General features: G+C 58.9%; 16 protein-coding genes, 2 tRNA genes and 3 rRNA genes. 15 read left to right on the forward strand and 6 right to left on the reverse strand.

What is annotated here, in order from left to right; genetic code table 11:
• Positions 1 to 217: 217 nt before the first annotated feature.
• The 5 genes from GQ39_RS03455 (at position 218) to rrf (ending at position 5,419) form a co-directional block, all read left to right on the forward strand.
• Positions 218 to 1,754: ribosomal RNA gene (locus GQ39_RS03455) — 16S ribosomal RNA — on the forward strand.
• Between the two features lie 80 nt (positions 1,755 to 1,834).
• Positions 1,835 to 1,911 (forward strand) — tRNA-Ile (locus GQ39_RS03460).
• 28 nt (positions 1,912 to 1,939) lie between these two features.
• Positions 1,940 to 2,015, forward strand: a tRNA-Ala gene (locus GQ39_RS03465).
• Between the two features lie 247 nt (positions 2,016 to 2,262).
• Positions 2,263 to 5,154 (forward strand): 23S ribosomal RNA (locus tag GQ39_RS03470).
• Positions 5,155 to 5,303: 149 nt separating this feature from the next.
• A 5S ribosomal RNA gene (gene rrf / locus GQ39_RS03475) occupies positions 5,304 to 5,419 on the forward strand.
• Together the 16S, 23S and 5S rRNA genes with 2 tRNA genes alongside form the textbook arrangement of a ribosomal RNA operon.
• A 113-nt stretch (positions 5,420 to 5,532) precedes the next feature.
• On the opposite strand, the gene GQ39_RS03480 is transcribed toward rrf, so the two are convergent.
• A complete protein-coding gene (locus GQ39_RS03480; protein WP_047527323.1) occupies positions 5,533 to 6,456 on the reverse strand; it encodes a TIGR03571 family LLM class oxidoreductase in 924 nt (307 codons plus the stop codon).
• A 268-nt stretch (positions 6,457 to 6,724) separates the two neighbouring features.
• Here GQ39_RS03480 and mrdA point away from each other — a divergent pair, with 268 nt between their 5' ends.
• From mrdA to qhpG, 5 genes are all read left to right on the forward strand, one after another.
• Entirely contained in the window at positions 6,725 to 8,617 is a 1,893-nt protein-coding gene (mrdA, locus tag GQ39_RS03485; RefSeq protein ID WP_047527325.1) for a penicillin-binding protein 2, read from the forward strand.
• A gap of 129 nt (positions 8,618 to 8,746) precedes the next feature.
• Positions 8,747 to 10,651, forward strand: a complete 1,905-nt coding sequence (locus GQ39_RS03490) for a sigma-54-dependent Fis family transcriptional regulator (protein ID WP_047527327.1) — start codon at positions 8,747 to 8,749, stop codon at positions 10,649 to 10,651.
• Positions 10,651 to 12,369 (forward strand): ABC transporter ATP-binding protein, encoded by a 1,719-nt coding sequence (locus GQ39_RS03495; RefSeq protein ID WP_047527329.1) that lies wholly within the window; start codon positions 10,651 to 10,653, stop codon positions 12,367 to 12,369. The genes GQ39_RS03490 and GQ39_RS03495 overlap by 1 nt, the downstream gene beginning before the upstream one ends.
• Complete coding sequence (gene qhpE / locus GQ39_RS03500) at positions 12,359 to 13,036, forward strand: subtilisin-like serine protease QhpE (RefSeq protein ID WP_047527331.1); 678 nt, start codon at positions 12,359 to 12,361, stop codon at positions 13,034 to 13,036. Before GQ39_RS03495 ends, qhpE begins: the two co-directional genes overlap by 11 nt.
• The gene (gene qhpG / locus GQ39_RS03505) at positions 13,033 to 14,328 is read left to right on the forward strand and encodes a flavin-dependent monooxygenase QhpG (RefSeq protein WP_047527333.1); all 1,296 of its coding nucleotides are present in this window, start codon (positions 13,033 to 13,035) and stop codon (positions 14,326 to 14,328) included. The genes qhpE and qhpG overlap by 4 nt, the downstream gene beginning before the upstream one ends.
• Before the next feature lie 138 nt (positions 14,329 to 14,466).
• On the opposite strand, the gene GQ39_RS03510 is transcribed toward qhpG, so the two are convergent.
• Positions 14,467 to 15,957, reverse strand: a complete 1,491-nt coding sequence (locus GQ39_RS03510; RefSeq protein ID WP_047527335.1) for an aldehyde dehydrogenase family protein — start codon at positions 15,955 to 15,957, stop codon at positions 14,467 to 14,469.
• A 224-nt stretch (positions 15,958 to 16,181) separates the two neighbouring features.
• Positions 16,182 to 16,910 carry a hypothetical protein gene (locus GQ39_RS03515; protein ID WP_047527337.1) on the reverse strand — a complete coding sequence of 243 codons (729 nt, stop codon included), beginning with the start codon at positions 16,908 to 16,910 and terminating at the stop codon, positions 16,182 to 16,184.
• 379 nt (positions 16,911 to 17,289) lie between these two features.
• On the opposite strand from GQ39_RS03515, the gene peaA reads away from it, so the two are divergent.
• From peaA to peaD, 4 genes are all read left to right on the forward strand, one after another.
• Positions 17,290 to 18,870 (forward strand): quinohemoprotein amine dehydrogenase subunit alpha, encoded by a 1,581-nt coding sequence (gene peaA / locus GQ39_RS03520; protein ID WP_047527339.1) that lies wholly within the window; start codon positions 17,290 to 17,292, stop codon positions 18,868 to 18,870.
• Positions 18,871 to 18,965: 95 nt separating this feature from the next.
• Positions 18,966 to 20,396 carry a quinohemoprotein amine dehydrogenase maturation protein gene (gene peaB / locus GQ39_RS03525; protein ID WP_047527340.1) on the forward strand — a complete coding sequence of 477 codons (1,431 nt, stop codon included), beginning with the start codon at positions 18,966 to 18,968 and terminating at the stop codon, positions 20,394 to 20,396.
• Between the two features lies 1 nt (position 20,397).
• Positions 20,398 to 20,721, forward strand: coding sequence for a quinohemoprotein amine dehydrogenase subunit gamma (qhpC, locus tag GQ39_RS03530; protein ID WP_047527342.1), 324 nt, complete (start codon positions 20,398 to 20,400; stop codon positions 20,719 to 20,721).
• A 24-nt stretch (positions 20,722 to 20,745) separates the two neighbouring features.
• Positions 20,746 to 21,864 carry a quinohemoprotein amine dehydrogenase subunit beta gene (peaD, locus tag GQ39_RS03535; protein ID WP_047527344.1) on the forward strand — a complete coding sequence of 373 codons (1,119 nt, stop codon included), beginning with the start codon at positions 20,746 to 20,748 and terminating at the stop codon, positions 21,862 to 21,864.
• A 143-nt stretch (positions 21,865 to 22,007) separates the two neighbouring features.
• On the opposite strand, the gene GQ39_RS03540 is transcribed toward peaD, so the two are convergent.
• Both GQ39_RS03540 and GQ39_RS03545 read right to left on the reverse strand, forming a co-directional pair.
• Positions 22,008 to 22,409: a lysozyme inhibitor LprI family protein gene (locus GQ39_RS03540; protein WP_047527345.1), complete on the reverse strand. Its 402-nt coding sequence runs from the start codon at positions 22,407 to 22,409 to the stop codon at positions 22,008 to 22,010.
• A 64-nt stretch (positions 22,410 to 22,473) separates the two neighbouring features.
• Complete coding sequence (locus GQ39_RS03545; protein ID WP_047527347.1) at positions 22,474 to 22,872, reverse strand: GFA family protein; 399 nt, start codon at positions 22,870 to 22,872, stop codon at positions 22,474 to 22,476.
• Between the two features lie 202 nt (positions 22,873 to 23,074).
• Here GQ39_RS03545 and GQ39_RS03550 point away from each other — a divergent pair, with 202 nt between their 5' ends.
• Complete coding sequence (locus tag GQ39_RS03550; protein WP_047527349.1) at positions 23,075 to 23,557, forward strand: SRPBCC family protein; 483 nt, start codon at positions 23,075 to 23,077, stop codon at positions 23,555 to 23,557.
• Positions 23,558 to 23,891: 334 nt separating this feature from the next.
• Here GQ39_RS03550 and inhA read toward each other — a convergent pair whose 3' ends face one another.
• On the reverse strand, positions 23,892 to 24,578 hold the full coding sequence (gene inhA / locus GQ39_RS03555) for an isonitrile hydratase (RefSeq protein WP_047527351.1): 687 nt from the start codon (positions 24,576 to 24,578) through the stop codon (positions 23,892 to 23,894).
• Between the last annotated feature and the right edge of the window lie 26 nt (positions 24,579 to 24,604).

Raw genomic sequence — 24,604 nt, forward strand, 5'->3', positions numbered from 1 at the left:
CAAATGAGGCTGCTGTAGAATTCGCGCCTCGGTTGAGACGAAAGATCTTAACCAACCGCTCTTTAACAACTGAATCAAGCAATTCGTGTGGGTGCTTGTGGAGTCAGACTGCTAGTCAACAGATTATCAGCATCACAAGTTACTCCGCGAGAAATCAAAGATGTAACCAACGATTGCTGAGCCAAGTTTAGGGTTTTCTCAAAACCCAAAGATGTTTGAACTGAAGAGTTTGATCATGGCTCAGATTGAACGCTGGCGGCAGGCCTAACACATGCAAGTCGAGCGGATGAAGGGAGCTTGCTCCCTGATTCAGCGGCGGACGGGTGAGTAATGCCTAGGAATCTGCCTGGTAGTGGGGGACAACGTCTCGAAAGGGACGCTAATACCGCATACGTCCTACGGGAGAAAGCAGGGGACCTTCGGGCCTTGCGCTATCAGATGAGCCTAGGTCGGATTAGCTAGTTGGTGAGGTAATGGCTCACCAAGGCGACGATCCGTAACTGGTCTGAGAGGATGATCAGTCACACTGGAACTGAGACACGGTCCAGACTCCTACGGGAGGCAGCAGTGGGGAATATTGGACAATGGGCGAAAGCCTGATCCAGCCATGCCGCGTGTGTGAAGAAGGTCTTCGGATTGTAAAGCACTTTAAGTTGGGAGGAAGGGTTGTAGATTAATACTCTGCAATTTTGACGTTACCGACAGAATAAGCACCGGCTAACTCTGTGCCAGCAGCCGCGGTAATACAGAGGGTGCAAGCGTTAATCGGAATTACTGGGCGTAAAGCGCGCGTAGGTGGTTTGTTAAGTTGGATGTGAAAGCCCCGGGCTCAACCTGGGAACTGCATTCAAAACTGACAAGCTAGAGTATGGTAGAGGGTGGTGGAATTTCCTGTGTAGCGGTGAAATGCGTAGATATAGGAAGGAACACCAGTGGCGAAGGCGACCACCTGGACTGATACTGACACTGAGGTGCGAAAGCGTGGGGAGCAAACAGGATTAGATACCCTGGTAGTCCACGCCGTAAACGATGTCAACTAGCCGTTGGGAGCCTTGAGCTCTTAGTGGCGCAGCTAACGCATTAAGTTGACCGCCTGGGGAGTACGGCCGCAAGGTTAAAACTCAAATGAATTGACGGGGGCCCGCACAAGCGGTGGAGCATGTGGTTTAATTCGAAGCAACGCGAAGAACCTTACCAGGCCTTGACATCCAATGAACTTTCCAGAGATGGATTGGTGCCTTCGGGAACATTGAGACAGGTGCTGCATGGCTGTCGTCAGCTCGTGTCGTGAGATGTTGGGTTAAGTCCCGTAACGAGCGCAACCCTTGTCCTTAGTTACCAGCACGTAATGGTGGGCACTCTAAGGAGACTGCCGGTGACAAACCGGAGGAAGGTGGGGATGACGTCAAGTCATCATGGCCCTTACGGCCTGGGCTACACACGTGCTACAATGGTCGGTACAGAGGGTTGCCAAGCCGCGAGGTGGAGCTAATCCCACAAAACCGATCGTAGTCCGGATCGCAGTCTGCAACTCGACTGCGTGAAGTCGGAATCGCTAGTAATCGCGAATCAGAATGTCGCGGTGAATACGTTCCCGGGCCTTGTACACACCGCCCGTCACACCATGGGAGTGGGTTGCACCAGAAGTAGCTAGTCTAACCTTCGGGAGGACGGTTACCACGGTGTGATTCATGACTGGGGTGAAGTCGTAACAAGGTAGCCGTAGGGGAACCTGCGGCTGGATCACCTCCTTAATCGACGACTCAGCTACTCCATAAGTTCCCACACGAATTGCTTGATTCATTGAAGAAGACGATAGAAGCAGCCCGAAATTGGGTCTGTAGCTCAGTTGGTTAGAGCGCACCCCTGATAAGGGTGAGGTCGGCAGTTCGAATCTGCCCAGACCCACCAATTTTGTGTGGGACACCTGTAGAGATACGGGGCCATAGCTCAGCTGGGAGAGCGCCTGCCTTGCACGCAGGAGGTCAACGGTTCGATCCCGTTTGGCTCCACCACTACTGCTTCTGAAGTTTGAAAGCTTAGAAATGAGCATTCCGTCGAAGGATGGTGAATGTTGATTTCTAGTCTTTGACTAGATCGTTCTTTAAAAATTTGGGTATGTGATAGAAAGATAGACTGAACGTTACTTTCACTGGTAACGGATCAGGCTAAGGTAAAATTTGTGAGTTGCTCTTAATTGAGTAGCGCGAATTTTCGGCGAATGTCGTCTTCACAGTATAACCAGATTGCTTGGGGTTATATGGTCAAGTGAAGAAGCGCATACGGTGGATGCCTTGGCAGTCAGAGGCGATGAAAGACGTGGTAGCCTGCGAAAAGCTTCGGGGAGTCGGCAAACAGACTTTGATCCGGAGATGTCTGAATGGGGGAACCCAGCCATCATAAGATGGTTATCTTAAGCTGAATACATAGGCTTAAGAGGCGAACCAGGGGAACTGAAACATCTAAGTACCCTGAGGAAAAGAAATCAACCGAGATTCCCTTAGTAGTGGCGAGCGAACGGGGACTAGCCCTTAAGTGGCTTTGAGATTAGCGGAACGCTCTGGAAAGTGCGGCCATAGTGGGTGATAGCCCTGTACGCGAAAATCTCTTGGTCATGAAATCGAGTAGGACGGAGCACGAGAAACTTTGTCTGAATATGGGGGGACCATCCTCCAAGGCTAAATACTACTGACTGACCGATAGTGAACTAGTACCGTGAGGGAAAGGCGAAAAGAACCCCGGAGAGGGGAGTGAAATAGATCCTGAAACCGTATGCGTACAAGCAGTGGGAGCAGACTTTGTTCTGTGACTGCGTACCTTTTGTATAATGGGTCAGCGACTTATTTTCAGTGGCGAGCTTAACCGAATAGGGGAGGCGTAGCGAAAGCGAGTCTTAATAGGGCGTCTAGTCGCTGGGAATAGACCCGAAACCGGGCGATCTATCCATGGGCAGGTTGAAGGTTAGGTAACACTGACTGGAGGACCGAACCGACTACCGTTGAAAAGTTAGCGGATGACCTGTGGATCGGAGTGAAAGGCTAATCAAGCTCGGAGATAGCTGGTTCTCCTCGAAAGCTATTTAGGTAGCGCCTCATGTATCACTGTAGGGGGTAGAGCACTGTTTCGGCTAGGGGGTCATCCCGACTTACCAAACCGATGCAAACTCCGAATACCTACAAGTGCCGAGCATGGGAGACACACGGCGGGTGCTAACGTCCGTCGTGAAAAGGGAAACAACCCAGACCGTCAGCTAAGGTCCCAAAGTTATGGTTAAGTGGGAAACGATGTGGGAAGGCTTAGACAGCTAGGAGGTTGGCTTAGAAGCAGCCACCCTTTAAAGAAAGCGTAATAGCTCACTAGTCGAGTCGGCCTGCGCGGAAGATGTAACGGGGCTCAAACCATACACCGAAGCTACGGGTATCACTTAGGTGATGCGGTAGAGGAGCGTTCTGTAAGCCTGTGAAGGTGAGTTGAGAAGCTTGCTGGAGGTATCAGAAGTGCGAATGCTGACATGAGTAACGACAATGGGTGTGAAAAACACCCACGCCGAAAGACCAAGGTTTCCTGCGCAACGTTAATCGACGCAGGGTTAGTCGGTCCCTAAGGCGAGGCTGAAAAGCGTAGTCGATGGAAAACAGGTTAATATTCCTGTACTTCTGGTTATTGCGATGGAGGGACGGAGAAGGCTAGGCCAGCTTGGCGTTGGTTGTCCAAGTTTAAGGTGGTAGGCTGGAATCTTAGGTAAATCCGGGATTCTAAGGCCGAGAGCTGATGACGAGTGTTCTTTTAGAACACGAAGTGGTTGATGCCATGCTTCCAAGAAAAGCTTCTAAGCTTCAGGTAACCAGGAACCGTACCCCAAACCGACACAGGTGGTTGGGTAGAGAATACCAAGGCGCTTGAGAGAACTCGGGTGAAGGAACTAGGCAAAATGGCACCGTAACTTCGGGAGAAGGTGCGCCGGTGAGGGTGAAGCACTTGCTGCGTAAGCCCACGCCGGTCGAAGATACCAGGCCGCTGCGACTGTTTATTAAAAACACAGCACTCTGCAAACACGAAAGTGGACGTATAGGGTGTGACGCCTGCCCGGTGCCGGAAGGTTAATTGATGGGGTTAGCTAACGCGAAGCTCTTGATCGAAGCCCCGGTAAACGGCGGCCGTAACTATAACGGTCCTAAGGTAGCGAAATTCCTTGTCGGGTAAGTTCCGACCTGCACGAATGGCGTAACGATGGCGGCGCTGTCTCCACCCGAGACTCAGTGAAATTGAAATCGCTGTGAAGATGCAGTGTATCCGCGGCTAGACGGAAAGACCCCGTGAACCTTTACTATAGCTTTGCACTGGACTTTGAATTTGCTTGTGTAGGATAGGTGGGAGGCTTTGAAGCGTGGACGCCAGTTCGCGTGGAGCCATCCTTGAAATACCACCCTGGCAACTTTGAGGTTCTAACTCAGGTCCGTTATCCGGATCGAGGACAGTGTATGGTGGGTAGTTTGACTGGGGCGGTCTCCTCCTAAAGAGTAACGGAGGAGTACGAAGGTGCGCTCAGACCGGTCGGAAATCGGTCGTAGAGTATAAAGGCAAAAGCGCGCTTGACTGCGAGACAGACACGTCGAGCAGGTACGAAAGTAGGTCTTAGTGATCCGGTGGTTCTGTATGGAAGGGCCATCGCTCAACGGATAAAAGGTACTCCGGGGATAACAGGCTGATACCGCCCAAGAGTTCATATCGACGGCGGTGTTTGGCACCTCGATGTCGGCTCATCACATCCTGGGGCTGAAGCCGGTCCCAAGGGTATGGCTGTTCGCCATTTAAAGTGGTACGCGAGCTGGGTTTAGAACGTCGTGAGACAGTTCGGTCCCTATCTGCCGTGGACGTTTGAGATTTGAGAGGGGCTGCTCCTAGTACGAGAGGACCGGAGTGGACGAACCTCTGGTGTTCCGGTTGTCACGCCAGTGGCATTGCCGGGTAGCTATGTTCGGAATAGATAACCGCTGAAAGCATCTAAGCGGGAAACTAGCCTCAAGATGAGATCTCACTGGGACCTTGAGTCCCCTGAAGGGCCGTCGAAGACTACGACGTTGATAGGTTGGGTGTGTAAGCGCTGTGAGGCGTTGAGCTAACCAATACTAATTGCCCGTGAGGCTTGACCATATAACACCCAAGCAATTTGCGTCGAAAGGCCAGATTGCGGTGTGTGAAGACGCAATGAACCGAAAGTTCGCAACGATTCACAAAAGCCGCACAAACTATCGCATACCCAATTTGCTGAAGCGTCGAAAGACGGTTCGGTACCCGAATTTCTTGACGACCATAGAGCATTGGAACCACCTGATCCCATCCCGAACTCAGCAGTGAAACGATGCATCGCCGATGGTAGTGTGGGGTTTCCCCATGTGAGAGTAGGTCATCGTCAAGATTAAATTCCAAAACCCCTATCTGCGCATGCAGGTAGGGGTTTTGTTTTTGTCCGCAGGAAAGTGCCGTAAAAAAGGGACAGTCTGATGGCTATCCCTTTTTCATCCCGAAGCGCTAGTGAAACTTTGGCAACACGTATTCTGCAATCTCTTCAATAATCTGCGCGATGGGTCGTTCACTGCGCCGTAGATGCAGGCCAACATGCTGTACCCCGGCTTCGCGCAATGCCTGAAGTTCGTCAATCAACGCCAACCGCCCACAAGTGCCGCCGAACCGTACTCGTCCCATGGGGGCGTGGGGATTGTCTGCGAGATCCAGGTGAATGAAGCTGACATAAGGTTTGTTGCCGCCAACCTCGCGCCACAACCCGACTCTGCGACGATGTTCGTCTGGCGTGCCTGGATAGGCGAGCCAACCGTCCATGTGTTGACCAATCCACGCTGGAGATTGTTGGCCAAGACCCGCAACGAGCAACGGTGCTGACTCACCTCGCTCGGGAAGCAAGCGAGCCCCCTCGGGTAAATGACCTTCCCCTTGGCTGCGCAGCAATTCAACGGTATCGCGGAAGATTTCACCGCGCCGATCGTAATCCACGCCAAACAACGGATACTCCATCGGGCGGTCACCACTGGCCACGCCCAGCAGCAGGCGCCCGTCACTCAACTCATCGACACTGTTAGCCGATTTCAACGTCAGCCAAGGCTGACGTAGCGGCAATACAACCGCCGCCGTACCCAGCATGATGTTTTCGGTAATGCCGGCCAGGTACCCGAGATAGGAAAAGGTTTCGAAAACCTGTGCCGCATCACCGAAATGGGGGTCATAAATCGGCACATCACGAACCCAAAGGGCACGAAAACCCGACTTGTCGGCCAGGCGCGCCATGGCCGCGTGCTGCCTCAGGTCCGGTACGCCAAAAGGTCGACCTTCGGCCATCCGCAGCCGTTGACCGCCGCTGGACCAATCATTTTCGAGTGGCAGTTCCAGTCCGATGGAAAACCCATTCGGCCCAAGCAATCGTTGAAATCGTGGATGCATGTATAACTCCCAAAAAACAGAACGGAATGACATTCACCCAGTATTCACGGGCTAATCAGCAAGAAAAATGCACGAATGGGAATATCTGTCTTGATTAAGACGCACGAGTCAGCGGCAACCGAGATCACTTTGCGACGCTCGACGACTGCCCTTAGAGGAAATCGCACTAAAGTGACCGGGCAGTTTTTGTTATGGTGCAGCTCGTTTTTTAACGGACTGATTTCAAGCCCACGGATCGGCACTTCCTCTTCAAAGAGTTGGTCCAGAAATGCCCGAACCGATACCGATCAAGGACCACGAAAATGAGACGCGCCTGGTCAACAAAAGGCTGATCGCCTGCGCCTTGTTTGTCGTCGCCATTACCTGCGCGCTGGTGGTGCGCATGTATGTCCTGCAAGTGGTCGAATTCGACTATCACTCCACGATCTCTGAAAACAACCGTGTCCACGTCCTGCCGATCACCCCGACTCGCGGGTTGATCTATGACCGCAATGGCGTGGTTCTGGCGGACAATCGGCCCAGTTACAACCTGACCATCACCCGCGAGCGCGCTTCGGACGTCAAGCAAGAACTGGACGAAGTGATCAACCTGCTGCACTTGCCTGCCGAAGACCGCGCGCTGTTCGACAAAGCGATGAAGCAGGCGCGGCATCCGTTCGTACCGGTCACGCTGTTCTATGAACTCAGCGAAGAACAGATTGCGGTGCTCGCGGTCAACGAATTCCGCTTGCCTGGCATCGATGTCGAACCGCAGTTCGTACGCCACTATCCATTCGCTGAACACTTCGCTCATTCAATCGGCTACGTCGGTCGTATCAACGAGAAAGAATCCAAGGCCCTGGACTCGGTCGAATACCGTGGCACTCAATCCATCGGCAAAACCGGGGTCGAGAAATTCTACGAGTCGGAACTGCATGGCCATGTCGGTTACGAAGAAGTTGAAACCAACGCTCAAGGGCGCGTGTTGCGAGTGCTCAAGCACACCGACCCGGTTCCGGGTAAAAACATCGTCCTGAGTCTAGACGTCAAACTTCAGGAAGCCGCCGAGCAAGCCCTGGGTGACCGCCGTGGTTCGGTGGTTGCGCTTGATCCGTCGACGGGTGAAGTGCTGGCCATGGTCAGCAAGCCCAGCTTCGACCCGAATCTGTTCGTCACCGGCATCAGCTTCAAGGAGTACGCGGCGCTGCACGATTCTATCGACCGGCCGCTGTTCAACCGCGTGCTGCGCGGCCTCTATGCGCCGGGCTCGACTATCAAGCCGGAAGTCGCGATCGCAGGCCTCGATGCGGGCGTGGTCACGCCGCAGACCCGAGTCTTCGATCCGGGCTACTACCAACTGCCGGACTTCGATCACAAATACCGCAACTGGAACCACAGCGGTGACGGATGGGTGGACATGGACGCGGCGATCATGCGTTCCAACGATACCTATTTCTACGATCTGGCCCACAAGCTGGGCATCGATCGCCTGCACGACTATATGGCGATGTTCGGTCTCGGTGAAAAGGTCTCGCTGGACATGTACGAAGAGTCTCCCGGATTGATGCCGTCCCAGGCCTGGAAGCGCGCCACGCGCCGCCAGCCTTGGTTCCCGGGTGAGACGGTGATCCTCGGCATTGGCCAGGGCTACATGCAAGTCACGCCGCTGCAACTGGCCCAAGCCACCGCGCTGATCGCCAACAAAGGGGTGTGGAATCGCCCGCACCTGGCCCGGACTGTGGACGGTGTCGCACCGGTGGATGAGCACCCGATACCGAATATCCTGCTCAAGGATCCCCGTGACTGGGAGCAGGTCAACCATGGCATGCAGATGGTCATGCACGATGCCCGAGGCATTGCCCGGGCAGCCGCAGTGGGGGTGCAGTACCGCATCGCCGGCAAGAGCGGCACCGCGCAAGTGGTGGCAATCAAGCAGGGTGAGCGTTACAACCGCGCGAAGACCCTGGAGCGCAACCGCGACAACGCCTTGTTCGTCGGTTTCGCACCGGCGGAACACCCCAAGATTGTCATTTCGGTGATGATCGAAAACGGCGAGGCCGGTGGCCGCGTCGCCGGTCCCGTGGTACGGCAGATCATGGACGCCTGGCTACTTGATCAGGACGGTCACTTGAAGCCGCAATACGCCGCGCCGAGCAAACCGCCGGGTGATCCTCACGTCTGAAAGCCATCGCGATCCACCTGTCGAAACACAAACGCCCTGCGGCACTTGCCATAGCCCTTACGTTAACGTAAAGATTGCGGCAGGGCGCCGTTTTACCAAGGCGCAGGGCGGACCGACCCGGAGCGCTTGATGACACTCATAAAAACAAACTCCCCCAAATTGCACCGCGAAGCCCGGCTGGCCCGGGAAAAACTGCATCTGGAAGGCGAAGTACCCGATGGCGTCCTGCGCGCCGAAATCGATGCCTCGTGGCGACGCAGCCTCAGCCATGGCGTGCATTTCAACGCCAAGCATGAACTGGCTCTGGAATCGACGGCGAGCCTGGATGTGTTGCTGGCAAGCAACCGGCTGCTGATCGATGCGGCACTGCCGGCGATCGATTACCTGGCCGACCGCCAGGGCAAGGAAGGGCTGATCATACTCGCCAACTCCGAGGCGACCATTCTTGCGGTCGAAGGACGCGCCGATCGTCTCAAGGGCAGCGGTCTGCAAGACATCACCCTCGGTGCCTGCTGGAGCGAAGCCGTACGCGGTACCAATGCCCTCGGTACGGCGCTGGTGGAAGCCCGGCCGACCCTGATCGATTGCGGCGAACATTACCTGGATCGCCTCAGTGATTTCTCTTGCACCTCGGTGCCGATCCATTGCCCCCAGGGCGACATTCTCGGCGTCCTCGACCTGACCCGCGAAGGTCCACTGGGCCGCGCCCACGACAGCACCGCGTTGCTGGCCATGGCCGTCAGCCAGATCGAAAGCCGGGTGTTCAACGCCAGCTATCCGGACGAAATCGTCCTGGCCTTCCACAGCCGTCGGCAGTACCTCGAATCTCCCTGGCAGGGTTTGTTGGCCGTCAGCCTCGGCGGGCAGATCCTCGCGGTCAGTGCCCAGGCCTGCCAGTTGCTGCGTGCCGAGCGCTCGGCGCTGGTTGGTCGGCGGTGCGAAGAGTTTCTCGGCGTCGATGGCCTGCAACTGTTGGCGCGGCTGCATCAGGGTGGCGTTGGCAGCCTGCAGACCGCCAAAGGCGAGTTCTTCTACAAAACCCTGCGTGCGCCGCAGCGTTCGATCAACGTCAGCACCCCGCCGCGCAGCGTCGCAAAACCCGCCAAGACCCAGCCGGACCTCGAATCACTGGCCGGCAACAACGTGCGTTACGCCCGGGCGTTGCGCATGGCCCGCCAAGGCCTGGCCAACGAACTGCCGGTGTTGCTGTTGGGCGAAACCGGCACCGGTAAAGAGGTCATCGCCCGCGCCCTGCACATGGCTGGCAGTCGCGCCGAAAAGCCCTTCGTGGCGGTAAACTGCGCGGCCATTCCTGAAGGTCTGATCGAGTCCGAACTGTTCGGCTACCGCGAAGGCGCGTTCACCGGTTCGCGGCGCGGTGGCATGATCGGTCGTTTGCAACAGGCCCATGGCGGCACGCTGTTCCTCGACGAAATCGGTGACATGCCGCTGGCACTGCAAGCGCGTTTGTTGCGCGTGTTGCAGGATCGCAAGGTCGCCCCGTTGGGCGCTGGCGAAGAACAGGACATCGACATCGCATTGATCTGCGCCACCCACCGCGACCTCAAGCGTCTGGTGGAAGAACAACATTTTCGCGAAGACCTGTTCTACCGGGTCAACGGCATCAGCGTGATGCTCCCGGCCCTGCGCGAGCGCGATGACTTCAGCGCGCTGGTCAGCCGTTTGCTGGCCAGACTCGATGCGCCCACGGTGGTGCTGCATGACGACTTGAGTCGTTTGCTCGGCGGTTACCACTGGCCGGGCAACATCCGCCAACTGGAGATGGTCCTGCGTACTGCATTGGCCATGCGTGAGCCAGGGGAAACCGTGCTGACCCTCGATCACTTGCCCGACAGCATGCTTGACGACCTGAGCGCCAGCGAACGACCGCAGTCCGGGAGTATTCGCGAAAACGAACTGGAGATGATTCGCCAGTCCCTGGATAGCCATCAGGGCAACGTCTCGGCCGCCGCCGACGCCTTGGGCATCAGCCGCGCGACCCTGTATCGCAAGCTCAAACAGTTGCGCTCGTGATGCAGCGCCTGATCGTTCGGCTGATCGACAGCCAGAACCCCGAAGCTCTGCAATCAGCGCTGCGCTGGCTCTACAGTTTCGTGCGGCCCCATCGGCTGGCGATCGCCGGGCTGCTCGGCTTGTCGGTCTGTGCTTCGGCGTTGGTGCTGGTGCAACCGTGGCTGACCAAGCTGTTGATCGACGACGGGTTGCTCGCGCGCAATTTCCCGATGCTGGTGCTGATCGCCGGGCTGATGATCGTCGCCGGCTTGCTCGGCACGGCGTTGTCCGGGATCAACCGTTATCTGCACACGCGGCTGTCCGGGCGCATGCTGTTTGCGCTGCGTGATGACCTCTATCGGCATTTGCAGACCCTGTCACCCAGCTTCTACGGCCAGCGGCGCATCGGTGACCTGATGTCGCGCCTCGATGGCGACGTGGCGGAGATCCAGCGTTTTGCCGTGGACTCGCTGTTCTCGGCGGTGTCCAGCGTGATTGGCCTGGTAGTGGCGCTGGCGATGCTGCTGACCCTGTCGTGGAAACTGTCGCTGCTGGCGCTGGTGCTGATTCCCCTGGACGTGCTCTGGCTGCGCTGGATGCGACGCAAGGTCGAGCGTGATGTGCGGCAGTTACGCGAGCGCTCGGCAGACATGTCCTCGTTCATGGTCGAAACGCTGCCGGTGATGAAATTCATCCAGTCCGCCGGTCAGCAGCAGCGCGAAGCGCGGCGCCTGGAAAACCTCGGCCAGGGCTACATGAGCCAGTTGCTGCGCCTGCAAGTCACCGAGTTTTTCACCCAGGCCGTACCGGGCACGCTGACGTCCCTGTCCCGCGCCTGCGCCTTTCTGATCGGCGGATACTGGGTGGTGCAGGGCACTTGGCAACTGGGCGCGCTGATAGCGTTTTCGACCTACCTGGGCATGGCCGTCGGGCCGGTGCAGAGCCTGCTCGGGCTCTATGTCGCCATTCAGCGAATGACCGTCAGCCTCGGGCGCGTGATGGAACTGCGCGGCGAACAGCCGACCGTACTGACACCCGCGACGCCACAGCCGCTGCCGGCCTCTGGCGATCTGCGTTTCGATGACGTGCACTTCAGCCATCCGGGTCGATCGACCACCCTGCGCGGCATCCAGGCATCCATACCCTACGGTTTGAAAGTCGCCTTGAGCGGCGGCTCCGGCGTTGGCAAATCGACCTTGATCGACCTGCTGCAACGCCACCATGACCCGCAATCCGGTCGGGTATTGCTCGGCGAAGTGGACCTGCGAGAACTGGATCTGTTCCAGCTGCGTCGGCGTATCGCCGTGGTCAGTCAGGACATCGTGCTGTTTCGCGGCAGCCTGGCCGACAACCTGGCCTATGCGGTGCCGGATGCCAGCCGCGAAGCGATTGCCGAAGTGGCCCGGCTGGCACAACTCGATAGCCTGATCGCCTCCTTGCCCGAAGGCCTCGACAGCCCGCTGGGTGAGCGCGGGCAGCAGTTGTCCGGTGGGCAAAAACAACGCATCGCCATTGCCCGTGCGCTGTTGCAGGACCCTCTGATCCTGGTGCTCGACGAAGCCACCTCGGCGGTGGACGAAGCCACCGAGCGCGAAGTGATCGAGGCTATCGACCGCCTGTTCGCCGGGCGCACACGGATACTGATCAGCCATCGTCCTTCCACCCTGGCCGATGCCGACCTGCGCTTTGAATTGCTCGACGGCGTATTAATTTCCAAAGCGGTGCTGCATGAAGCCTGAGTTGCGTATTGGCGTGGTGGACAGCGGTCACTCGGCGGCGCAGCAGGTGCAAGTTATCGCCGGGCGGCGCTTTGCGCTGGTGGAGGACGGACTCACCGAGAGCGATTTGCACGGCGATCCCTTGGGCCACGGCAGCGCGGTCATCGAAGCCATCGGCCGCCGTGCGCCATCGGCATTGTTCTGCGTGGCCCAGGTGTTCGATCAGCGTGGGGTGACCAGTGCCTTACAAATTGCCACGGCGATCGACTGGCTGGTGGCCCGGGATGTGCGGCTGATCAATTTGAGTCTCGGCCTGCGTCAGGATCGCAGTCTGTTACGTGGCGCGTGCGCGGCGGCGGTGGCGAAGGGCGTATTGCTTTGCGCGTCCAGTCCGGCCCAGGGCGAGGGCGTGTTCCCGGCGAATTATCCACAAGTGTTGCGCGTGACCGGCGATGCGCGCTGCGCCGAACTCGAATGGTCGTGGCTCAACACCACGCAGGCAGACTTTGCCGCCTGCGTGCACGGCACTTATCCGGGGCAGTCGGGCGCCAGTCTCGGTTGCGCGGCGTTGAGCGGGCATATCGCTGCGTTCCTGGTGGCCCACCCCGAGGCGAGCAATGAACAGGTGATCGACTATCTGCAGCACAACGCTCGCTATCGCGGGCCTGAACGGCGCCTCGGGCCATGACCGCGATTGTGGTCTTAGGCGCGGGCCCGGCCGGTGCGGCGGTGGCACTGGGGCTGCGGCGCCTCGGCTATGCCGTCACCCTGGTCAGCGAGTGGCGCCGGTTTGCCGCGCTGGAAGGCGTATCCGTGCGGGTGCTGGAGGCCCTGCGCGGTGCGGGACTGCATCACGCTTTGGAGGAAGCGGCGCTGCCTTCTCAACGGCAGGTCAACTGGAACGGCCAGCAACACGCACAAAACATCGAATTCCTGCTGGATCGCCCGACCTTCGATCGCGGCCTGCGCCAAGACTTGCGCGCGGCTGGCGTGCTGTTGATCGAAGGCCGGGTGCTGGGCGTGCAGTCATTCCCCGATGGGCATCGCATCGACATCGAAGGCCGCGAAAGCCTGAGCGCAGACTTTCTGGTCGAAGCCCGTGGGCGTCAGGCACCGGCGCTCGGCAAGGGCCTGCGCGGGCCGGAGACGGTCAGCCTGCTCAACCGCTGGCAAGGCAACCCGGGCGACACCGCCAGCGCCGTGGAAAGCCTTGAGGACGGCTGGGCGTGGATGGCGCGGCGGGCCGACGGCCAGTGCTACTGGCAATGGACGGTGGACGTGGCCAGCGCCGGGTTGCCGGGCAAGGCGCAGTTGCTGGCGTACTGTCGCCAGCGGCGTCGGGATTCGGCCGTGGCTCGGGCATTTTTTGCCGGCGAAGCGGAGGTTGATCTGAACCTGCACGCCCGCAGCAGCACAGCCATCCTGAGCCCGCAGGTGTGTGGCGATCACTGGATACGGGTCGGCGATGCGGCGATGGCGGTGGATCCGCTGTCGGGCAATGGCATCTTTCAATCGCTGTCGTCGGCATTGCAAGCGCCGACGGTGATCAACACCCTGTTGTGCAAACCCGAACGGGCTGCGCTGGCCCGGCGTTTTCACCAGCAACGAGTGGAACAGCTGTTTTTGCGTTTCGCACGGATCGGTCGGGATTTCTATGCCGATGAGCAGCGCTGGTTGAGCCAGCCGTTCTGGGAGGCGCGTCGACAGTGGCCGGATGCCGAGATCGCCCATGCCGAGGCGGATTTCAGTGCGCTGCGGATCGAGCGGGCGCCGGTGTTGCGCGACGGGTTTGTCGATGAGGCCGAAGTGGTGATCACGGCGGATCAGCCGTTGGGAATCTGGCATGTACAGGGGATTGAGCTGGCACCATTGATACGGCGGTTGCGCACCGAGCCGGCCGAGCAGGCGCTGGCCGGGCTGACGGTGGAGCAGGGGAGGATGGTTCGCAGTTGGTTATTGGCTCAAGGCTTCAAACCCTGAAATTTGTGCCGTCTGGACCGGCCCCATCGCGGGCAAGCCCGCTCCCACAGTGATTGGTGAGATGCCGAAGAATTCAGCAACGCCACAAAACCTGTGGGAGCGGGCTTGCCCGCGATGGCGGCCGAAAGGGCCCCGCTGTTACAGCTTGATCAACACCGACTTCAACTCCGTGTAATGCTCGATCGCCGCATAACCCATCTCGCGCCCGACCCCCGACATCTTGTAACCGCCGAACGGCAACGCCGGGTCCAGCGCGCTATGGCAGTTGACCCACACAGAACCGGACTTGATCCGCGGAATCATCCGGTGCACCGCCGCCAGGTCATTCGACCAGATACTCGCGCCCAAGCCGTAAGGGCTGTCGTTGGCCATGCGCAGCGCATCGGCTTCGTCATCGAACGGAATCGCCACCAGCACCGGGCCGAAGATTTCTTCCTGCACCAGTGAGTGCTTCTGATCGACGTCGACGATTACCGTTGGCTTGACGAAAAAACCCGGCCCGAATTGCTCGCCGCCGCAGGCAATGGTCGCACCGCTTTCCCGGCCTTTTTCGATATAGCCATACACCCGCGCCTGCTGACGCGCAGAGATCAGCGGCCCCATGTCGACGCTCGGGTCCAGGCCGTTGCCGAGTTTCATGGCATTGGCGATGCCGGCGATGTCCGCCACCACATTGTCGAAATGCTTGCGCTGCACATACAGGCGAGACCCTGCGCAGCACACCTGGCCCTGATTGAAGAAAATCGCGCTGGCGGCGCCGGCGGCGGCGCTTGGCAGGTCGGCATCGGCCATGACGATGGTTGGCGACTTGCCGCCCAATTCGAGGGTGACCCGGGTCATCGAGTCCATGGCGATCTTGCCGATCTGCTGGCCCACGGCGGTGGAGCCGGTAAAGGTCAGCTTGTCCACCAGCGGGTTGTGGGTCAGTGCGGAGCCGGCGGTGATGCCCGTGCCGGTGACCACATTGAACACGCCTTCGGGATAACCGGCTTCCAGTACCAGCTCCGCCAGCTTCAATGCGGTCAGTGGCGTTTCATCGGCAGGTTTGAGCACCACGGTGCAACCGGTGGCCAGGGCCGGGCCGAGTTTCCAGCAGGCCAGCAGCAACGGGAAGTTCCAGGCAACGATGGCTCCGACCACACCCACCGCTTCGCGACGGATAAAGCTGTGGAACTGATCGTTGGGCATCAGCGGCAACGACACCTCGACGCTGGAGCCTTCGATCTTGGTCGCCCAACCGGCCATGTAGCGCAGGAAGTCGATGGCCAACTGCACGTCCATCACCTGTGCGACGGCAGCGCTTTTGCCATTGTTCAGGCACTCCAGCTGCGCCAGCAGCTCGGCGTCGCGCTGCATCAGGTCGGCGAGTTTCCACAACAGGTTCTGCCGCTCCCGTGGGCGGGTACGGCTCCAGGCCGAATCATCGAACGCGTGACGCGCGGCGAGCACGGCGCGGTCGACATCTTCCGGCGTGGCCCGTGGCACCACACAAAGCACTTCGCCAGAGGCCGGGTTGTGCAGGGGCATGGTCTGGCCGTCGGCGGCCTCGACCCAATCGCCGCCGATCAACATGCGCGGTGCGCGCTGGATGAAGGCCGAAGTGGCGGGGAGTAGATTTGGGAGGGACATGGCAAAGCCTCTTGTTGTTCGTGAGAACGAGACTTTCGCAATGGCTGTGCCAACTGCCCGGGAAGGCCTTATGGCCCACTGTTGGCGGGAGTTGGATAAAGCCCGGGACGGGCGGCAGCGGGGGAATTGTCGCAAATCGCGACGTCGGCTGAGACGCAAGCGACGGATTGGTCAGCCCCGGCCAGCGATGAGGCCAGGGCGTGTCCGGGGAGGGCTATTGGTAATCAGACCTTCTCATTGATTCTTTTGGCATCGCGTGCAGCCACGATTGCGGCATCCGTCTGCGGCGTCCCCAGTTCACCTTTACGCCATAACTGGTGTGAGAAATAGCCGTCGATGGCTTCAGCGCTTGGCGCGTTGCCCTTTGGCAGAAACAGGGCCGCCATATCAATAGTGTTGGCGAAGTTGTCTTTGGTCAGGTTGTACTTGCCCAAATGGCTGCCTCCCCAGCCTGCATCGGCCGCGACCAACTCGATGGACGTGTCCCGGTAGCCGTTCGCCGCCATTTTCAGTGAGCTTGAGGCATTGAGCAGTGAGTTCAGTTGATCCATGTCTGAAGCACTCAGCTCGTTGGCGGAGTTCAGCACTTTGAGGTTGCCATCGGCTTCAACGGTAAAGCCGAATTTCTTGTTGGCAAGATCCGGAAAAGCGTAACTCAAGGCCGACTTGAAGTCTTCGAACGCCAGTTTCAGCGATTCGTGCGCATTTTTGTGCTGTTCGGCAATTTGCGGGAAGTCAGCTGCCTGGGAACGGCCAATCCAGGTCTCGATGACTTCCATGGTCGGGCTGATTGTCTGGGCTTCATCGCTGGGATGGTAAACAGCCGACGGATTGAGGTTGACCGCCGTCTTTTGGAGGTCTTCGCTGAGCGATGTCTTTGTCAATGGTTGCGCAGTTTTGCTCAACTCAGCGGCTGATGGCTGGATAAAGACAGAGTTTAAAGAGATTGCCATGTCGTCTTCCCTGATCATTGGTCGTAAGTCGTTTATCGACGAGTTGAAGCCAGGCTTGAGCGATTGCGCTTCGATAGACGTTACTGAATATGTCAGGAGGTGTGTCGAGAGGTGATTGCCGGCATGGGCATCTATGCTTGTCTCAGATTGCAACAGCTGTCGCGAAACTGGACGCCGGGGCTTGGTGCAAATGCCGGCGCAATGCGGTGATTAACCCGTAACTAGTTGATTAAAAAGATTATCGGGAAGCTGGCACGCTCCGTGTATTGCTCATTGCAGACGTTTCTCTTGCCTCCGTCTGCGGTGCGCCGCCGACGGCAGAAACCATAAAAACGATAAGCCACAACAATAATAAAGCACCGTGCGAGGTTCGACGTTGATGAAGAGAAGAATCCGATCAGGCATGAGCGCCAGCCTGCTGGCCGTGGCCGCTTGCGTGGCCCTGCATTCGCCGCACAGCCTGGCAGCCCGAGATGCCCAGACCGTCCTCAAGGAAACCTGTCAGGGCTGTCACACCCCAGAAGCCGATAACGCGCTGAGTCGCATCAGCCACCAGCGCAAGACGCCGGAGGGCTGGTTGATGAGCATCGCCCGGATGCAGACCATGCACGGTTTGCAGATCAGCGATGAAGATCGCCGCACGCTGGTCAAGTACCTGGCCGACACCCAGGGCCTGGCACCGAGCGAGACCGACGGCGTGCGTTATGCACTGGAACGCCGGCTCAACACCGCCGAGAAGTTCGACGAGCAGACCAGCCAGATGTGCGGTCGCTGCCACTCCGGTGCGCGGGTCGCCCTGCAACGACGTCCGGCCCAGGAATGGGAGCGTCTGGTGAACTTCCACCTCGGCCAGTGGCCGTCCCTGGAATACCAGGCCCTGGCCCGCGATCGCGACTGGTTCGATATCGCTCGCAAAGACATGGTGCCGCTGTTGGCCAAGCGCTATCCGCTGGACAACCCGGCCTGGAAGAAATGGCAGAGCGTGGCGCCGAAGTCCGATGCACTGGTGGGCGACTGGAGCTTCAGCGGTCATTTGCCGGGCAAGGGTGAACTGGCGGGTGTGATGAGCGTCAGCGCCGACGGCAGCGACACCTTCAAGGTCAGCGTCAAAGGCCAATACGCCGACGGCACCCCGTTCAACGGCGACGGCAGCGCGATTCTCTACACCGGCTACGAATGGCGCGGCAACGTGACCATCGACGGCGTGACCATGCGCCAGGTGTTCGCCGTCCAAGGCAATGCGATGCAGGGCCGGATGTTCGAGGCCGAGCACGATGAGCGTGGCCTGGACTTCGTCGCCGCCAAACAGGGTTCCGCCCGTTTGCTGGCGGTGCAGCCGGGTTATCTGAAGGCCGGCAGCGAAAGCGAAGTCACCCTGGTCGGCAGCGGTCTGAGTGGCAAGCCGAATTTCGGCAAAGGCGTGGAAGTACTCGAAGTCATCGAGCAGAGCCCGCAGCGGATCAAGGTCAAACTCAAGGCCGCCGCCAATGCCCAGCCGGGTCTGCGCGTGGTCACCGTCGGTACGTTGAAAGGCCCGAGCTTGTCGGTGTACAACCAGATCGCCGAAGTCAAAGTCGTGCCTGAGTTCTCGGTGGCGCGGATCGGCGAGGGCGGCGGTTCGACGCCGAAAGTCCAGGGCCGATTCGACGCCGAAGCCTGGGGCAAGGGCGCCGATGGCAAGCCGTATCGGATCGGCGTGTTCCCGGCGCAGTGGAAGGTCGAGGCCTTCGACGACCGCGCCAGGGAAGACGAAGACGTCAAGTTCGCCGGCACCATGCAGGCCGACGCGGGCGTGTTCACACCGGGCGATGCCGGACCGAATCCGGCGCGCAAAATGTCCACCAACAATGCCGGCAACCTCAAGGTGATCGCCGCCGTCGACGACGCAGGGAAATCCCTGACCGGCGAAGGCCACATGATCGTGACCGTGCAACGCTGGAACAACCCACCCATTCCGTGATGTTGAAACGTGAGCTGCACTGACAGCAAAGGCTTCAGACACTTTTCGGAATGACCGCAAGCCCCGCAGAACGGGGCTTGCACAGGAGGTTTGCCATGGGCGCTATCTTGAATCTGGTCGAACGCAACTTGCACGAAGTGCACGTTGATGCCGACCGCATGCTGTTCCACATCCCCAGCAGTTCGCTGTTCGCCAGCGATGAACTGACGGGCACCATCATCGATACCTTGCGCGGCCCCGGCTGCTCGTCGGACGACCTGATCGAGCGGCTGGCTACGCGTTTCAACGGTGAAGAAGTCACCGAAACCCTGCGCGAGCTGATGGCCCTGGAACTGGTCAGCGACGGCTCGCCGCTGACCCCGGACATCGCCACCAAACGGGTCGAGCGCACGGCGATCAACACCGTGGTGCTCAACGTCAACACCGGCTGCAACCTGAGCTGCACCTACTGCTACAAGGAAGACCTGGACAAGCCCTCGGCCGGCAAGAAAATGGACGTCGAGACCGCCATTGCTTCGGTGGAGATGCTGCTGCGCGAATCCCCGGATGAAGAGCGTTTCACCGTGGTGTTCTTCGGCGGAGAGCCGCTGAGCAATCGCAAGCTGATCGAGTACATGGTCGATTACTGTGAAAAGCGTTTTCGCGAGGCCGGCAAGTTCGTCGAGTTCGTGATGACCACCAACGCCACGCTGCTCACCGAAGAAACCGTGGACTACCTCAACGCCCACCGGTTCGGGCTCTCGGTGAGTATCGACGGGCCGAAAACCGTGCACGACCGCAACCGCATCACCGTGGGCGGGCAGGGCACCTACGACGTGGTGCGGCGCAAGGCCGAAATGCTGCTGTCGCGCTACAACAGCCGTCCGGTCGGGGCGCGGGTGACCCTGACCACTGGCGTCACCGATGTCGAAACCATCTGGGATCACCTGTTCAACGAGCTGGGTTTTGCCGAAGTCGGTTTCGCCCCCGTCACCTCAGGCGACATCAGCACCTTCAACCTGACCAGCGACGAACTGATCGAAGTCTTCGCCAACATGAAGAAGCTCGGTCGACGTTACCTGGAAGCGGCGCTGGAGCACCGCAACATCGGCTTCTCCAACCTGCATCAGCTGATCACCGACATCCACGAAGGCCACAAAAAAGCCCTGCCCTGCGGCGCGGGCCTGAAGATGCTGGCGGTTGATCACAAGGGTGAGTTGAACCTGTGCCACCGCTTTACCGGTTCGAGCCTGCCGACCTTCGGCAACGTACACAGCGGCGTGAAACAGGTGGAGTTGAACGACTTCCTGTCCCAGCGCCTCGACCGGACCAACACCGGCTGCGAAGACTGCCAGATCCGTAATCTGTGTTCCGGTGGCTGCTACCACGAAAGCTACGCCCGCTACGGCGACCCGACCCATCCGACCTATCACTACTGCGAACTGATGCGTGACTGGGTCGACTTCGGCATCGAGGTCTACACCCGGATCATGGCTCATAACCCTGCGTTCATCAGCAGCTACATCACTCCGCGCAAGGCTCACTGATATGAAACATTTCAAGGCAATCAATAACAAAGCGTTGAAGCTGGATCAGGCCGCGGACGAAAACCGCATCGAAGAAGTGGTGGCGATGAGCTCCGTGGCGGGCTGCGCCTCGACCACCGACCCGGGTTGGGAAATCGATGCGTTTGGCGGTGTGTCGTCCCTTTGCCAGCCGATGGAAGCCGACCTGTATGGCTGCTCCGATCCGTGCTGGTGGCCGGCCCAAGTGCCCGACATGATGAGCACCTATCCGGACTGGAACAAGGATGCCCAGGCGTCCAACGAAAACTGGCGCAACCTCGGCACGGTCTTCCCCAAAGACAAGTGATCAGATAAGAAGAAGGATTCCAGCATGCACAGCATCAAAGCCTGCGGCCTGGCCGCTTTCGCCCTCCTGAGCACCTGTTCGCTCAGTGTTCTGGCCGATGAAAACACCGCATTGCAAGACGGTCACGAATACATGTTGACCACCAATTACCCGAACAACCTGCATGTGATCGACTTGTCCACGGACACTTTGTACAAGACCTGCAAGATGCCCGACGCCTTCGGTCCCGGCACCGTGCAACTGTCGCCGGACCGCAAGACCGCCTATGTGCTGAACAACCACTATGCGGATGTCTACGGCGTCGAACTGGACAGCTGCAAGCAGGTGTTCCATGCCAGCATCACCCAGAAGCCGGGGGAGAAAGCGCGGTCGATGTTCGCCTTTACCCTCAGCCACGACGGCAAGGAACTGTTCACCGTCGCCAACCCGACGTTGATGCTCAACGACCGCTACGAAGTGCAGCAGCCGCGGCTCGACGTGTACAAGACCGACGCCGGCATGGACGCCAAACCGGTGCGCAGCTTCCCGGCGCCGCGACAGCTGACCATCATGCAGAGCGGTGACGACGGCACGCTGTACGTGGCGGGGGCGGATGTCTACAAGGTCAACGTGCAGACCGGCAAATTCGACGTGCTGATCCCGAGCCGCCACTGGAAGCGCCCGAACTACAGCGCCCCGGACGTGCTCTACGTGTGGAACCAGCAGACCTATCGCCATGACTTCTCGCTGCTCTACACCGCCGCGAAATTCAAGGACAAGAAACAGGACCCGGCCACTGCCGAATACCTGTATGGCCTGTTCAGCATCGACCTGAAAACCGGCAAGACCGAAACCACTGACTTCGGTCCCCTGACGGAAATCTACTTCAGTGGCATGCGCTCGCCCAAGGACCCGAACCTGATGTTTGGCGTGCTTAACCGCCTGGCCAAGTACGACATCAAGGAGAAGAAAATGCTCCAGTCCGCCACGCTGGATCACTCTTACTACTGCATTTCCTTCAACAAGGACGGGAGCAAGATCTACCTGGCCGGGACCTTCAACGATGTGGCGATCTTCGATGCCGACAGCCTGAAGCAGATCGGCAGCATCAAGATGCCAGGCGGGGATATGGCGATTACCACGGCGCAGGTGTTTGTGCGGTAATCACGTCGCCTGAGCTGCCTTCGCTGGCAAGTCAGCTCCTGCAAGGATTTCGGTGGATCACACATTTGTGTACGCCGCTGAACCCTGTGGGAGCGAGCTTGCTCGCGATGGGGCCCCCACAAACACAGCCAAAATAGGCAGAATCAAATCCCCGGCACCGGACACCCCAAATCCCCTTCCTGACACTTCAGATACGTCTTGAACGTCTCGACCCGCGCCTTGGTCAATTGCGTGATGCAGTTGCCGTAGACCAGCGGATAGACACTCCCGCCTTCCACCCCTGACGCCGAAAACTTGCACTCGGCATCCCTAAACGCAATCCACGAACGCTGTGCGCCCACCAACAGTTTCTTGCTGTCGGGATTGGCCTTCAGTCGAGCGGTGATTTGCTGGTAGAGCGCATTCAGCTCCTTGTCAGCCGCGGCGTGCTGTTGCGACGCGCACTGGTTCATCGTCGCCTGGTCGGAGGCGTTGTCGCAGTCCACGGCATGGGCCATGGGGGTCAACATCAAGGGGGCCAGCGCCAGAAGAAAGCGTGGATGCATGTCAGAAGCTCGCTATGACAGGGAAAAGAGCGGTGCAGTTTAGCGCAGTGCAATCTCCAGCCCTCTACGTCTGCCATTCAGGGTGTTTTTTGACCGCGTCATAGGCAAGCCAGGGCGCGTCGTGGGACGTCCAGATGTGCGCCTGAGGCGTCATTTCCGGATCGTCATCCAGTGTCGCGACACGAACGATCACGTGGGGTTGGACCAAACGTTCCGCCATCAAATGCGAGCCACAGACCGAACAGAAATGCCGCCACTTGCCCGGCGAGGACTCATGGCTGCTCAGCCGATCCTGGCCCTTGATCCAGCGAAAATGCTCGCGCATCACTCCGGCAGTCGACGCAAAAGCCGCCGCGTGTGCCTTGCGGCAGGTATGGCAGTGACAATGGCTGATGGGCATGTCGAGGCTGTCGACTTCGTATTGGATGGCTTTGCATAGGCAGCTGCCCTGCAGTTTATTCATGGTGCCTCCCGATGACATGGCTGAATGCTGCGTTGTGGCGGTCAACGTTAGCAGGTTCGATCGACGCCAATCGCCACCGTCAAAGCAGAACTTATCGCCACGAATACAGCCGAATACTTCAGGCAACGTTGATCGCCACACAACTTTAGGGTTGGACAAGTGGTCTTACAGGCCTACTGTTGTTCAGTACAGGAGGTGACTTATGAACCCAGCATCAGATCGCATCGAAAGGAAGATCCTGCTCAAGGCGCCGCGTTCACAGGTCTGGCGCGTCATAGCCCATGCCGAGCAATTCGGGAAATGGTTTGGCGTGGGGCTGGACGGAAGGCGTTTTGTCGCCGGCGAGTGGACCCAGGGGCAGGTGACGTACCCGGGTTATGAACATGTGTTGTGGAATGTGTTGGTCGAACGGGTCGAGCCGGAGCGGCTGTTTTCGTTTCGCTGGCATCCATACGCCGTGGAGCCGGGCTTCGATTACTCCCAGGAGCCCACCACCCTGGTGAAATTCGAGCTCGAAGACATGGAAAACGGCACGTTGCTGAAGGTGTCCGAGTCGGGATTCGACCACATTCCCCAAACTCGCCGACTCAAGGCGTTCCGCATGGACAGTCGTGGTTGGGACGAGCAAATGAGCAACATCGAGCAGTTTCTTATCGGCAAGGACCACGAACGCCAGGTGGAGTGATGGCACCCGGATAGCTGCACGTCCGCCCCCGGTCGCGTCACTCGCGGCCTCCTTGCTCGATTTCCGACGTATCTCAGGGATTTCGGAAGGTCGACTATAGCGAATGTCCTACAAGTGTTAGTAGATATGTCCTCTATCGCAGATTGGATCCCATGCGTATTCTGGCCCCATCCACTGAAGCACAGGGAGTGCTCAGGATCACGGATGATCGGCCTGCATGGAATGCTGACGACAGGGAGTCGTAATGGTCTTGGAAGAACCCGCCTCGGCGGGTTTTTTTATGGGCGCAAGAAATGTACTGGCTGCGGGGACCCGGTTCCCGCAGCCATTTCTGTCAGCGTCGATCCAGTTTCGCCGCAGCACGTTCGGTGATTTCTGCGCGCAGCTTCAATGAACCGGCAGCGCGTTTGCGGGCTTCTTCCAATACGCTGGCGGGCGCCGTTTCCGGACTACCTGCGGCGAACGGCGGCGCCGGGGCGTATTCGAGCTGCAATTGCACCAGTTCGGCGGTGTCCTTATCGAACAACTCCGCCGCCAGGGTCAGGGCGAAATCGATGCCGGCGGTGATTCCACCACCGGTCAGCAAATTGCCGTCGCGCACCACCCGGTCTTTCACCGCAATCGCCCCCAGCGGTGCCAACAGTTCGTGATAGGCCCAGTGGGTGGTTGCACGCTTGCCCTTGAGCAGGCCTGCCGCACCGAGCACCAGCGAACCGGTGCAGACCGAGGTGACATACCGCGCGTTGGCAGCCTGGGTCCTGATGAAATCCAGGGTCTGCTCATCCTCCATCAAAGGCCCGACGCCACTGCCGCCCGGAATGCAGATCACATCCAGCGCGGGGCAGTCGTCAAAGGTGACGGTCGGTTTCAACATCAGACCGGTGCTGGCGGTGATCGGCATCAGGTCCTTCCAGATCAAATGCACCTTCACATCCGGCAGCGAGGCCAGCACGTCGTAAGGGCCGGTCAGGTCGAGTTGCTGAACCTGTGGAAACAACAGAAAACCGATCTGCAAGGTCATGGTGTATTTCTCATGAAGTGGGTGGA

This window comes from Pseudomonas sp. 11/12A, from assembly GCF_000800055.1.
In the GTDB taxonomy this organism is placed as follows: Bacteria; Pseudomonadota; Gammaproteobacteria; order Pseudomonadales; family Pseudomonadaceae; genus Aquipseudomonas; species Aquipseudomonas mohnii.